Annotated in this window: 9 protein-coding genes; 6 read left to right on the top strand and 3 right to left on the bottom strand. The window is 70.1% G+C overall.

Annotated features, from left to right (window positions below):
* Window positions 1-39: 39 nt before the first annotated feature.
* The gene (locus GCL72_RS07745; protein WP_153144126.1) at window positions 40-1,206 is read right to left on the bottom strand and encodes a Gfo/Idh/MocA family protein; all 1,167 of its coding nucleotides are present in this window, start codon (window positions 1,204-1,206) and stop codon (window positions 40-42) included.
* Between the two features lie 120 nt (window positions 1,207-1,326).
* Between GCL72_RS07745 and GCL72_RS07740 the strand changes: the two genes are divergently transcribed.
* Window positions 1,327-2,343 carry a LacI family DNA-binding transcriptional regulator gene (locus GCL72_RS07740; protein ID WP_153144125.1) on the top strand — a complete coding sequence of 339 codons (1,017 nt, stop codon included), beginning with the start codon at window positions 1,327-1,329 and terminating at the stop codon, window positions 2,341-2,343.
* 444 nt (window positions 2,344-2,787) lie between these two features.
* Entirely contained in the window at window positions 2,788-4,086 is a 1,299-nt protein-coding gene (locus GCL72_RS07735; RefSeq protein ID WP_153144124.1) for an ABC transporter substrate-binding protein, read from the top strand.
* A 53-nt stretch (window positions 4,087-4,139) separates the two neighbouring features.
* Here the strand turns inward: GCL72_RS07735 and GCL72_RS07730 are convergent, their stop codons facing one another.
* Entirely contained in the window at window positions 4,140-4,439 is a 300-nt protein-coding gene (locus GCL72_RS07730) for a hypothetical protein (RefSeq protein ID WP_153144123.1), read from the bottom strand.
* A gap of 521 nt (window positions 4,440-4,960) precedes the next feature.
* Here GCL72_RS07730 and GCL72_RS07725 point away from each other — a divergent pair.
* The 4 genes from GCL72_RS07725 (at window position 4,961) to GCL72_RS07710 (ending at window position 11,469) form a co-directional block, all read left to right on the top strand.
* Window positions 4,961-6,865 (top strand): DUF2264 domain-containing protein, encoded by a 1,905-nt coding sequence (locus GCL72_RS07725; RefSeq protein ID WP_153144122.1) that lies wholly within the window; start codon window positions 4,961-4,963, stop codon window positions 6,863-6,865.
* Window positions 6,862-8,400: a serine hydrolase domain-containing protein gene (locus GCL72_RS07720; RefSeq protein ID WP_153144121.1), complete on the top strand. Its 1,539-nt coding sequence runs from the start codon at window positions 6,862-6,864 to the stop codon at window positions 8,398-8,400. Before GCL72_RS07725 ends, GCL72_RS07720 begins: the two co-directional genes overlap by 4 nt.
* Before the next feature lie 254 nt (window positions 8,401-8,654).
* Complete coding sequence (locus tag GCL72_RS07715) at window positions 8,655-9,944, top strand: ABC transporter substrate-binding protein (protein ID WP_153144120.1); 1,290 nt, start codon at window positions 8,655-8,657, stop codon at window positions 9,942-9,944.
* A 250-nt stretch (window positions 9,945-10,194) separates the two neighbouring features.
* Window positions 10,195-11,469 carry an ABC transporter substrate-binding protein gene (locus tag GCL72_RS07710; protein WP_153144119.1) on the top strand — a complete coding sequence of 425 codons (1,275 nt, stop codon included), beginning with the start codon at window positions 10,195-10,197 and terminating at the stop codon, window positions 11,467-11,469.
* 19 nt (window positions 11,470-11,488) lie between these two features.
* Here GCL72_RS07710 and GCL72_RS07705 read toward each other — a convergent pair whose 3' ends face one another.
* A complete protein-coding gene (locus tag GCL72_RS07705) occupies window positions 11,489-12,580 on the bottom strand; it encodes a LacI family DNA-binding transcriptional regulator (protein WP_153144118.1) in 1,092 nt (363 codons plus the stop codon).
* Window positions 12,581-12,736: the final 156 nt, after the last annotated feature.

The following is a 12,736-nucleotide window of genomic DNA, read 5'->3' as shown; positions in this document are numbered from 1 at the left end:
GGATGCTGGTGCTGGTGCTGTTCTCGGTGCTCGTGGTGCTCACAGGGTGATCTCCGGGATGTCGACGGTGCGGCGTTCGGCGGCGGACTGCAGGCCCAGCTCGGCCAGCTGCACGCCGCGGGCGGCGGAGAGCAGGCCGAAGCGGTGCTCGCGGCCGGCGACGACGTCGGCCAGGAACTCCTCCCACTGGGCCTTGAAGCCGTTGTCGAAGGTGGCGTTGTCCGGGACCTCCATCCACTGGTCGCGGAAGGACTCGGTCACCGGCAGGTCGGGGTTCCAGACCGGCTTGGGGGTGTGGGCGCGCTGCTGGGCGACGCACTTCTGCAGGCCGGCGACCGCCGAGCCGTGCGTGCCGTCGACCTGGAATTCGACGAGCTCGTCGCGGTGGACGCGCACCGCCCAGGAGGAATTGATCTGACCGACGACGTCGTCGCCGTCCGGGGTCTCCAGGTCGAAGATGCCGTAGGCGGCGTCGTCGGCGTCGGCGTCGTAGCGCTCGCCCTTCTCGTCCCAGCGCTGCGGGATGTGGGTGGCGGTGCGCGAGGTGACCGACTTGACCGTCCCGACGATGCCCTCGAGCACGTAGTTCCAGTGGCAGTACATGTCCGTGGTCATCGAGCCGCCGTCGGCCAGCCGGTAGTTCCACGACGGCCGCTGGGCCTCCTGGTGCTCGCCCTCGAAGACCCAGTAGCCGAACTCGCCGCGCAGCGAGAGGATCCGGCCGAAGAAGCCCTCGTCGACCAGTCGGCGCAGCTTGATCAGGCCCGGCAGGTAGAGCTTGTCGTGGACGACGCCGGCGGTGACTCCCGCGGCCGAGGCCTTCTGTGCGAGGTCGACGGCGCCGTCGAGGGTCTCGGCGGTGGGCTTCTCGGTGAAGAGGTGCTTGCCCGCGGCGATCGCCGCCGACAGCGTCTGGTGGCGCAGCGAGGTCATCGAGGCGTCGAAGACGATGTCCACGCTGGGGTCCTGGATGATGCCGTCGAGGTCGGTGGTGTAGTGCTCGACGTCGTGCTTCGCGGCGAGCTCGCGGATCTTGTCCTCGCGGCGGCCGACCAGGATCGGCTCGACGGTGACCTTGGAGCCGTCCGGCAGTTCGATGCCTCCCTGGTCGCGGATGGGGAGGATCGAGCGCAGCAGGTGCTGGCGATAGCCCATCCGGCCGGTGATGCCGTTCATGGCGATGCGAAGGACGCGGGGTTCAGACATGTGACAGGACTCCTGACAGGTGGATCTCGATGCGGTCGTCGCGGCGATAATGCCGGAATGCGCTTTCCAGGGTAGACTCGCCGGGAAGAGTGTGTCAACAGTCACAGTAGGAGCTGTTCCATGGCAGTCCGCCTGGCCGACGTCGCCAAGGCCGCCGGCGTCTCGCAGTCCACGGCGTCCCGTGTCCTCAACGGATCCTCGCGCCGGCCGAATCCGGCGGTCGCGGAGCGGGTGCGCGCCGCCGCCGACGAGCTCGGCTACTTCCCGAACGCGCAGGCGCAAGCGCTTGCACGCTCCAGCGCGGGGCTCACCGGGCTGATCGTCCATGACATCGCCGATCCGTACTTCTCCTCGATCGCCCGCGGGGCCCAGCGTGGTCTGGCCGGGTCCGGGGTTCAGCTGATGCTGGCCTCCACCGAGCGCGAGGCCGAGGCCGAGGTCGAGGCGGTGCGCACCTTCATGTCCTATCGCACCGACGCGATCATGCTGGCCGGCTCCCGCGGGCTGGCCGACGACGCGGCGCTGCAGAAGGTGCTGGAGACCTATCAGGACAACGGCGGCAAAGTGGCCATGATCGGTCAGCCGCTGAGCAATGCCGGGGGTGTGCGCATCGACAACGACGGGTCCGCGGCGGCGCTGGCCGGCGAGCTGCTCAAGCTTGGACATCGGCGGTTCGTGATCTTCGCCGGCGAGGAACAGCTGACCACCGCCGCCCAGCGCACGGCGGGGTTCATCTCCAAGCTGCGTGCCGCCGGGGTGCAGCCGGAGGCGGTCCACCACGGGGCGTTCAGCCGGGACGGCGGCTACTTCCTGATGAGCGAGCTGATCCGCTCCGGCGCGGTCGGCGGGCCGGACGCGGGGCCGCTGTGCCTGTTCTGCGTCTCTGACGTCATGGCGCTGGGTGCGCTGGCGGCTGTGCGCGAGGCCGGGATGCGTGTGCCCGAGGACATCGCCCTGGCCGGCTTCGACGACATCCCCACGCTGGCCGACCAGAGTCCGACGATCACCACGGTGCGCCTGCCGCTGGAGGAGATCGGGCGGATGACCGCGGTGATGACGCTGCACAACGGCGACGCCGACCGCTGGACCGTCGTCGAGGGCACGCCGGTGCTGCGCGAGAGCACCCGGCGGGACTGAACTGCGGCGGGGGCCGGTGTTCGCCGTCCAGTTGGGCGGGGGGGGGGGGCGATCCGCCCCGTGGTGTTGCGTCTTCCCCCTCCTGTTGGGTGAGGCGCCGGAAGCTGCACGGGGAGCGCGGGGTCGAGCTTTCGGGGAGGGGGTGGCGCCCTCCCGCGCGGGGCATCGAGGGGTCCTGCGATCAGGCCGATGAATGACGGGAGAGGGGGTCATGCGACAGGCGACGGCTATCTCGTCTGGTTCGTCCCTGCGGCGGTGGTCGTGTTGCTGGCGTCGCTGTGGTGGAGCTATGCGCGCGTCGTCCGACGATCCTCGACTGCCGGTGCGGACGGGGTGTGACGCCCTGGGTGCGGCGAGCGGTTTCCGTCCGGCGGTCCGACCCCGTTGACGTGTGATGCGCCTCACATCATGATGAGAGCACGCATCATGACGAGGGGAGCACCTATGGAACCCGTCCGCACGGCCCGCCGGGGCCGCACCAGGATCCTCACCGCCTCCGGACTGGCGACGGCCCTGCTGCTGACCGCCTGCGGCGGGGGCGGCGACGGAGGTGGGGGCGACGGCGAGGGTGTCACCCTCGAGTTCGGCTGGTGGGGCTCGGACACGCGTCACCAGAACACCCAGGACATCATCGACGCCTTCGAGGAGGAGCACCCGGACATCACCGTCGAGGGGCGCTACGGACCCTGGGACGGCTACTGGGACCAGCTCGCCACGCAGACCGCCGGCGGCGACGCCCCGGACATCATGCAGATGGACGAGCTGTACCTGCGCGAGTACGCCGACCGCGGCGCCCTGCTGGATCTGGCCGACGTCGACGTCTCGCAGATGGACGAGTCGGTGGTGCAGAACGGCCAGGCCGACGGTTCCCAGTACGGCATCACCATCGGCATCAATGCCTTCGTGATGCTGGCGAACCCGGACCACTTCACCGAGGCCGGCGTCGAGATGCCCGACGACACCAGCTGGACCTGGCAGGAGTACCAGGATGTCGCCGTCGAGCTGTCGGAGAATCTCGACAGCTCCTGGGGTGCGGGCGGCTTCGACGAGACCGGCGGGTTCCAGACCTGGCTGCGCCAGCACGGCAAGCATCTGAGCACCGAGGAGGGTGAGCTCGGGTACGAGCCCGCCGACGCCGAGGAGTACTTCGCCTACATTCAGGAGCTCCTCGACGCCGGGGCGACGCCGTCGGCGTCGGCGCTGGCCGAGGACCACGGCGTCGGGCCGGACGACTCGCTGACCACCAGCGGCGACGTCGCCATGCGCGCCTGGTGGTCCAATCAGACCGTGGCGCTGAGCGAGGCGGTCGGCACCGAGCTGCGGCTGCTGCGCTTCCCGAGCCCGGAGGGCGGCGAGCACGGGGCCGCGCCCTGGTACAAGTCCTCGATGTTCCTCTCGGCCAGTGCGGACACCGAGCACCCTGAGGAGGCGCAGGAGTTCATCGACTTCTTCGTGAACTCGCAGGAGGCCGCCGAGATCGAGATGACCGAGCGCGGGATCCCGCCGAATACAGAGATCCGCGAGCAGATCACCGAGCAGCTCGAGGGGCCGCAGCAGGCGGTGGCCGAGTACATCGCCGACATCGAGGACGAGCTCGGCCCGCCCGAGCCGGTGCCGGCGAAGGGCGGCTCGACGTTCCAGGAGATCCTCTACCGCTACCAGGACGAGGTGCTCTTCGGGCGGCAGTCTCCGGCCGAGGCGGCCGAGGCGATGTATGCCGAGATGGAGGCCGAGCTGCAGTAGCCAGGTACGACGCGGTGGGCGGTGGCGGCGGAGAGGCCGACGTCGTGCCGGTGTCATCGCCTGGTGCGGCTCCGAGCCTTCCTCCAGCCGTCGAGGATGCTCCAGCCGGAGATCACGACCGTTCCCAGCGCCGCGCCGACGACGACCGTCGTGCGTGCCGAGCTCTCGTCCTCGGCGAGGAGTTCGAAGGCTTCCGTGTTCAGCAGGGAGTCGTCGGCGAGTAGCGCCAGGACGGTGCCGGCGAGGAAGGCGGACAGCAAGGTGTTCGTCGCCGCCAGGGGGCGGGTCCAGCCTCTCGACCGGTGCAGGGCGACGGCGAGGGCCGCCGCGGCGAGGACGGCCGGAGGGAGCAAGAACCACACGGGTCACGGTTCCGGGGAGAGCAGCGGCACCGGAGTCCCGTCGATCTGGACGAAGCCGACGAAGCGATCCCAGGCGACGGCGCCGACTGCGGTCGCCAGGAAGATCAGCGAGGCGATGAGCTCCGAACGCCCGCCGCCGTCGTCGCCGCTGTCGTGCGGTTCTGGCAGGGATCGGGTGGGTATCGGGCGGGCTCGGCCGGTGTTCCCCGTCCAGTTGGGCGGGACCGATCGGTGCTCCTGCTCCGCGCGTCGGGCCGTGACCGTCTGGCCCCGTCGTGTTTCTCCGGCCCCGTCCAGTTGGACGAGGCCGCCTGAACACGACGGGGCGGATCGGCGACCCCGTCCAGCTGGGCGGGGAGAACCGGCGGGCAGCTCCGCCCGGACTCGGAACGATCCCACCGAGGGTCTTCCCTCATCGGCGCCGGTGCGGAAGGCTGACGGAAGGCCCGTCGTCGGTCGCGTCCGCGCGGCGGAGGGGCAGATGCGCATGACATGAAAGGGAGCAGGGGGAGATGACCGCACGAGACGCCGCACATCTGATCGAGCTGCCCGCCGAGGACTTCGCGGCGAGCCCGTACACCGGCTTCACCCGGGACCACTGGGTCGCAGTGGCCGATCATCTGGTCGGATCCGCCTGGCACTGGGCGAGTCCGGGCCGCGCGCATCTGAACCTGCCCGGGCGGGCCTCGCGCAGCGGCCCGCAGTCGGACGGGCTGGAGGGCTTCGCCCGCTCCATGCTGGCGGCGGCCTTCCGCGTGGCCGGCGCCGACGGCGAGGACCCGCACGGCTGGCTGGAGCGCTACGCCGACGGGCTGCGCGCCGGCGGGTCCCGCCCCGACGAGCCCGGAGCCGAACCTTGGCTGCCCATCCGCGACGTGGACGCCGGCGGCCAGCCGATGGTCGAGTCGGCGTGCCTGGCGCTGTCGCTGCGGCTGACCCGCCCCTGGCTCTGGGACCAGCTGGACGAGCAGGTGCAGGACGGCGTCGCCCGCTGGCTCTCCGGCGCCCTGCACGCGCTGCCGGCGGCGAACAACTGGTACCTCTTCCCCTATACCGTGGCCGGCTTCCTGGAGTCGGTCGGCCGCGGCGACGAGCAGACCACCCGCGTCCGCCGGCGGGCGCTGGACCTGCTGGAATCCTGGAACTGCGGGGACGGCTGGTACACCGACGGCGATGGTCGCTCCTTCGACCACTACAACGGGTGGGCGCTGCACTTCTACCCGGTCCTGGACGACCACCTGCGCGGAGCCTCCGGCGTGCACGGCTCGCGGCTCGAGGAGCACCTGCAGGAGGTCCGGCACCTCTTCGGCGCCGACGGCGCCCCGCTGCATCTCGGCCGCTCGCTGACCTACCGCTTCGCCGCCTCCACCGCCGTCGGGCTCGGCGCGCTGACCGGTGACACGCCGATGGATCCGGGAGAGTCGAAGCGGGTGCTGAACTCCTCGCTGCGCTACTTCCTGGACCGCGGCAGCATCGGCGAGGACGGCCTGCTCAGCCTCGGCTGGCACGGTCCGCACGCCGCGACGGTGCAGTCATACTCCGGACCGGCTTCGCCGCTGTGGGCGTCGAAGGCCTTCGTCGCGCTGCTGCTCGGTGAAGACTCGGAGCTGTGGCGCGCGACCGAGACCGAGCGCCCGATCGAGCGCGAGGACCTCGCCTTCGGCATGGAGCCGACCGGCTGGGCGGTGCAGACCACGCGCGACGACGGCGTCGTGCGGGTGCACAACCATGGCAGCGACCATGTGCGGCCGCACCAGGGTGAGGAGCCCGGCGACGAGGACCCGCTCTACGCGCGGCTGGCCTACTCGACCAGCACCGGGCCGACGGCGAGGGGCGAGGTCGCCGACAACCATGTCTCGGTGCAGTTCCGCGGTCAGCGCAGCGTCCGACGGCGCATCCACCCGCTGGGCGCCGGCGGCGGGGGCGGCTGGGCCTGGGCGGGATCCTGGCACCGGCCGATCTTCTCCGCCGGCATGGCGGCCCTGCCGGGGCTGCGGGTGGAGTCGGTCGTCGTCGTCCGCGGCGCCGAGGAGGTCCGCATCGACCGGGTGGTCGACGCGGCGCATCCGGTCAAGGTCCGGCACGCCGGCTGGGCGGTGGACCCGGCCGGCGAGCTGCGCTCCGAGCTGCGCGGACTGCACGGCTGGGAGGACGAGGAGCGGCTGACCTCGCCGGCGGGCACGGCCTTCGCGCCGTGGGTCGCGATCCCGGCAGTGCGCGCCGACGTCGAGGGTTCGGCGGTGCTCGTCTCGCTCGCCCGACTCGCCGGCACCGAGGAGATCGCTTCGCTGACCGGCGTGCGGGAGCTGGTCGTCGACGACGAGCAGGTCTCCTTCCGCTGGGCCGACGAGCAGGCGACGATCACGGTGCGCTTCGATCCCTTCGAGGTGGTCCGCACGGACTCGCCGTCGGCATGAGCTCGCAGATGGGTCAGCACCCCGCGCCGTCGTCGGAGTGGTGGGCCTCCCGGGTCGGCGACCGGCTGCTGCCGCGGCTGGCCGACCGCGGGCTGATCGTCCATTCCCTGCTCGTGGTCCACAGCGGGCGGCTGGTCGAGGAGGCGTACCGGCATCCCTACGGGCCGCAGCGCCGACATCGCCTCTATTCGGCCGGCAAATCGCTGGTCTCGCTGGCGGTCGGGATGCTCGTCGACGACGGCGCAGTCCGCCTCGAGGATCAGGCTCTCGACCACCTCGGCGACGTCGCGCCGGCAGCGGAGATCTCCGCGCATGCGGCGGCGACGACGATCGAGGACCTGCTGACCATGCGCACACCGCATGCGCAGAGTCCGCACACGCTCGTCGCCGACGTCGACTGGGTGCGATCGTTCTTCACGGTGCCGCCCACACGGCCGCCCGGCGCGCTGTTCGCCTACGACACCACCGCCGCAGTGGTGCTGACAGCGATCGTCGAGCGGATCTCCGGGGTTCCGATCGAGACGTTCCTCGCCGAGCGGGTCGGCCGGCCGCTGGGCTTCGTGGGCGAGGTCGCCGCGCTGCGCTCGCCGCTGGGACTGAGCGAGGAGCAGAGGGCCGGATCGCCGCCGTGGCGCGAAGTCGCCGAGAATCCGGCCGGCGTCGGCCACGGCGGCTCAGGGCTGTCCTGCACGCCGCGGGATCTGGCGCGCGTGGCGCTGCTGTGCCTGCGCGACGGCGTCGCGGACGGTGAGCAGGTGGTCTCCGCCGACTACCTGCGCCGGGCCGTCGCCGCCCAGGTGCCGACCGTCGGCGGGAGCTTCGCTCACCCCGAGGCTCAGCACGGCTACGGATACCAGTTCTGGCGGTGTCGCCGCGGCGCCTATGCGGCCTGGGGGATGGGCGGACAGCTGATGCTCTGCGTGCCCGACCTCGACGTCGCCGTCGTCGTCACCGGCGACAGCCAGCACGTCGAGTCGGACGTCCAACTGCTCCACGACGCCTTCTGGGAAGAGCTGCTGGATCCGCTGGCCGCCGAGCTCGCAGACCTCGGGGCGGGAGGGGCCGGCGCCGCGGCACCCGTGGACCGGCTTGTGATCCCGGACCGTCCGCCGCGGCGGCTGGAGCTGGAGCCGGTCCGCGGGGCGGCGCCGTCCGCCGTCGGATGGGACGCGGCGATCCTCGAGCAGGCGGTGGAGGGAAGCGGACTCGACGTCGTCGGGCTGTCGCTGCGCTGCGGCCCGGACTCCGGCGAGCTGACGCTGACCGCCGCCGACGGCGCGGCGCGGCACGTCCCCTTCGGGATCGGGCACCACCTCGAGCATCCGCTGCCCGGGTACGGGTACGAGACGCACAGCTCCGCCGCGTGGCTCGACGGCGAGACGCTGCTGGTGCGCTCGCAGGTCACCGACGAGTGGCTGGCCCAGCTCAGCATCCTGCTCCATCTCGACGGATCACGTGTGGTCTGCCGGATGCGCCGGGCCGCGGAGTTCTTCGCCGACGAGTTCGAGGGCGTGCTGGTCGGTCACCGCCGGTGACGTGGACTTTCGTCGACAGCGCCGGTCTCGTCGATGCCGTGATGCTCACCTGAGCGGATCGATCCATACGCGGGGTGGATCACTGCATGTCAAAGCGGCACCACTGAAGGACTCTCTATGCGTTGACCGGCGTTCCGGCCCGGCCATACAGTCAGTGGAAACCGATTGCTGAGTGACCTGAATCACAGAATTGCACCACTGGAGCGCAGGTTCGGCATCGGCACCGCACCGATCACTCGATGAAGAGGAATCCCATGACGACCTTCTCGCGACTTTCCAAGATCGTGGCCCTGACCTCCGTCTCGGCCGTCGCGCTGACCGCCTGCGGCGGCGATGCCGACGGTGGCGACGGCGGAGGCGACGGCGACGTCAGCCTGCGCTTCACCTGGTGGGGCTCGGACTCTCGTCACGAGACCACCCAGGAGATCATCGACAACTTCAACGAGGAGCACCCGAACATCACCGTCGAGGGTGAGTACGGTGACTGGGCCGGGTACTGGGACCAGCTGGCCACCCAGACCGCGGCGGACGACTCTCCTGACATCATCCAGATGGACATGAAGTATCTGCGCGAGTACGCCGACCGCGGCGCGCTGCTCGACCTCTCCGGCGTCGACACTTCGACCTTCGACGAGTCGATCGTGGAGAACGGCTCCACCGAGGATGGGCTCTTCGGCGTCACCACCGGCATCAACTCGCTGGCGATCGTGGCGAATCCGGAACTCTTCGAGCAGGCCGGCGTCGAGATGCCCGACGACACCACCTGGACCTGGGAGGACTATGCCGAGATCAGCGCAGAGCTCTCCGAGAAGCTGCCCGAGGGCTCGTACGGTTCCTCGCAGCCCAACGAGCCGGGGTCCTTCCAGGTGTGGCTGCGACAGCAGGGCAAGCACCTGACCACCCAGGAAGGCGAGCTCGGATTCGAGGCGGCCGACGCCGCAGAGTACCTGTCCTACTGGCAGGACCGCGTCGACGAGGGCGGCCTGCCGTCGGCCTCGGTGATCTCGGAGAACCAGAGCACCGGCCCAGACCAGGCGCTGATGGGACAGGGCAACTCGGCTCTGGCGCCCTGGTGGACGAACCAGATCAGCGCGCTGACCGGCGCCTCGGGTGTCGACCTGGAGCTGCTGCGCTTCCCGAGCGAGACCGGCAGCGCCGAGGACAACGGCATGTGGTACAAGTCCTCCATGCTGATGTCGGTCGCGTCCGCCACCGACCATCCGGAGGAGGCTCAGGAGTTCGTCGACTACTTCGTGAACTCCGAGGAGGCCGCTCAGCTCAACCTGGTGGACCGCGGTCTGCCGGCGAACGAGGACGTCCGCGAGACTGTGGTTCCCGAGCTCGACGGTGCCGACCAGCGGTCGGCGGAGTTCGTCGAGTCGATCGGCCCTGAGCTCGGCGGATCCGAACCGGTTCCCGCCCCGGGCTTCTCCGCGCTGCAGGACATCATGTTCCGCTACGAGACCGAGGTGTTCTTCGGTCGCCAGGCGCCGGAGGAGGCCGCCGAGCAGATGATCGCGGAGATGGAGTCCGAGATGTCGTGAGACATCTCGGACGGAATCTCCCAAGAGAGCGAGCAGGGGCCCCGGGCGGCGCGGATGCGCCGTCCGGGGCGGCGAGCGAACGGAGTCCGAGATGTCGTGAGGCAGCTCGGACGGAGCCTCCGACGGGAACGCTGTGCCGGGCCGGATCCGGGTTCTTCCCGGATTCGGCCCGCAGTAGGGTGAGTGAACGATCATTCAGCGACGGGGCAAGGCTGATCCCGGCCGGAAGCCACTAACAGGAACAGGATCTATGCCCAGGACAGCACGTACGACCCGCCTCGCGGCGCTGAGCACTGTGGCCGCCCTCGGTCTGACCGCCTGCGGAGCAGGCGCCTCCGATGAGGGCGAGGATGTCACTCTGCGCTTCAGCTGGTGGGGCTCCGACACGCGCCACGAGCTCACCCAGGACGTCATCGAAGCCTTCAACGAAGAGCATCCGAACATCACGGTCGAGGGCGAGTTCGGCAGCTGGGACGGGTACTGGGACCAGCTCGCGACGCAGACGGCGGCGAACGACGCTCCGGACATCATCCAGATGGACGAGCAGTACATCCGCGAGTACGCCGACCGCGGAGCGCTGTTGGACCTCGACGGCGTCGACGTCTCTCAGGTGGACGACAGTGTGGCGGAGAACGGCCGGATCGGCGGAGAGATGTACGGCACGACCATCGGGATCAACTCCTTCGTCATAGTCGCCAACCCGGAGCTCTTCGAGGAGGCCGGGGTCGAGATGCCGGACGACACCACCTGGACCTGGGGCGAGTACGCCGATCTCGCTGTGGAGCTCTCCGAGAACCTCGACGGCGCCTGGGGCGCCGGGGCTCCCCGCGAGCCCTCGGGCTTCACGATGTGGCTGCGCCAGCACGGCGCGCATCTCAGCGGCGAGGACGGCGGGTTGGGCTTCGAGCCTGCCGACGCCGAGGGCTACTTCCAGTTCTACCTGGATCTGATGGAGGCCGGAGGAACTCCGCCGGCCGAGGCGATCAGTGAGGATCAGAACATCGGCAAGGAGCAGTCGCTGAGCGGCAGCGGCGAGCTGGCGCTGGGCACCTGGTGGTCGAACGAGGCCGTCGCGCTGGCGGGCGCCGCCGGCGTGGAGATGGAGCTGCTGCGCTTCCCGAGCCCCACCGGCGAGGCCGAGGACGCGACACCCTGGTACAAGTCCTCGCAGTTCCTCTCCGCCTCCGCCGGCACCGACCATCCCGAGGAGGCTCAGGAGTTCATCGACTTCTTCGCCAACTCTGCCGAGGCCGGTGAGATCCTGAAGGCCGAGCGCGGCATCCCGCCGAACAGCGAGGTGCGCTCGATGGTCTCGGAGGATATGGAGGGCATGCAGCGGGCGACCGCCGATTACATCGACGAGATCGCGTCCGAGATCGGAGAGCCGGAGCCGGTCACGGCCGCGGGCGGATCGGAGTTCGGCTCGATCCTGTATCGCTACCAGGATGAGGTGTTCTTCGGGCGCCAGGCCCCGGCCGAGGCCGCCGAGGCGATGCACACCGAGATGGAGGCCCAGCTGGAGTGACCGGCTCTGTCGCCGGCGGTCAGGTCGACGATCGGACCGCCAGCGACGGCAGCATCTCGACGTGGCGAGTGGTCCACGGCTGATCGTCTTGGTGCGCACGCATCCTGCGGACTAGGACCTCGGCCGCCTCCCGTCCGACGTCGTGCTTCGGCGGGGCCACTGCAGTCAGGGGGATGCTCCCCAGTCCGGCCACGACGTCGTCGTAGGCTACGATCGCGCAGTCCTCGGGGATCTGCAGTCCGGAGAGCGACAGCCGCTGGGTGATCACGAGGGCGTTCTCGTCGCTGTGGACGAGGATGGCTGTGAATCCGTCGTCCCTCAGCAGCGCGCGGAGGTGATTAGGCTCGGAAAGGTCCAGTGCGGCGTCCGGCTCCCCGGGGGGCGCCGCATCGGGTGAACTCAGCACGGTGCGATGGTGGTCGACCGCGGGGTGCTCGGCGCAGATCACGGAGAAGGTCGCACGGATGGTGCGGGCCGTCGGGCTGTCGTCCCGAGCGGCCAGCAGGATGCGACGATGCCCGAGTCCCGTCAGATGCTCCACAGCCAGTCGCACCCCGTGGCCATGGTCGCTGGTCACCGAGTCCACCGAGGGCACGGTGCGTGACGCCGGCACCCGACGCTCGAGGAGGACGGTCGGCAGGTCGAGCGACGCCAGGAACGGAAGGTCGTCCTGCTCATCGTCTCGGTGATGCCATCGCGGCGCCAGCAGCAGGCCGTCGAGGCTGCCTGGGGGCAGGCGCTCGACGAGCTGACGTTCGGCGCCCGGGACGTGCGGAGCGACGTGGAGGACCACCCGGAATCCTGCGAGCTCGAGATGGCGGCGGCACCCCTGGGTGACCTCGTCGAGGTAGGGATGTCTCGCCGGAGCGACGACTGCCACCGTCCCCAGCCCCGAATCTCCGATCCGGGAATCGGCGGCGCCCTCCTGCGGCGGGCCGACGACCCCGTGACGGCGGCTGATCCTGCCGGTCCTGGCCAGAGCCTCCACGTCGCGACGAACTGTGACCATCGAGACGGCGAGCAGCGAAGCGAGGTCGGCGACTCGGACGACTCCGCGACGATGCACGACCTCGACGATGCGTCCTCGCCTGTCGTGGACGGACTCACGCACGTTCGTACCTCCTGGATGAACTATTGATCGTTCTGCAGGAGTATAACGATCGATCGAAGTTTGGGGTGTCCTGGCGAGTGCTGCGGCCCTGGCAACTCGTGTGGGGCCGAGGCGCGAAAGCGTGGAATGCGTCTGGCTGATCATGCCTGGTCAGAG

Source organism: Nesterenkonia halophila, from assembly GCF_009467795.1.
Classification (GTDB): domain Bacteria; phylum Actinomycetota; class Actinomycetes; order Actinomycetales; family Micrococcaceae; genus Nesterenkonia; species Nesterenkonia halobia.
This window is presented reverse-complemented; position numbering and strand designations above follow the sequence as displayed.

Bases quoted from the DNA above. Each gene is read 5' to 3' on its own strand.
- GCL72_RS07745 (WP_153144126.1), bottom strand. From the start codon at position 1,206: ATGTCTGAACCCCGCGTCCTTCGCATCGCCATGAACGGCATCACCGGC.
- GCL72_RS07740 (WP_153144125.1), top strand. From the start codon at position 1,327: ATGGCAGTCCGCCTGGCCGACGTCGCCAAGGCCGCCGGCGTCTCGCAG.
- GCL72_RS07735 (WP_153144124.1), top strand. From the start codon at position 2,788: ATGGAACCCGTCCGCACGGCCCGCCGGGGCCGCACCAGGATCCTCACC.
- GCL72_RS07725 (WP_153144122.1), top strand. From the start codon at position 4,961: ATGACCGCACGAGACGCCGCACATCTGATCGAGCTGCCCGCCGAGGAC.
- GCL72_RS07720 (WP_153144121.1), top strand. From the start codon at position 6,862: ATGAGCTCGCAGATGGGTCAGCACCCCGCGCCGTCGTCGGAGTGGTGG.
- GCL72_RS07715 (WP_153144120.1), top strand. From the start codon at position 8,655: ATGACGACCTTCTCGCGACTTTCCAAGATCGTGGCCCTGACCTCCGTC.
- GCL72_RS07710 (WP_153144119.1), top strand. From the start codon at position 10,195: ATGCCCAGGACAGCACGTACGACCCGCCTCGCGGCGCTGAGCACTGTG.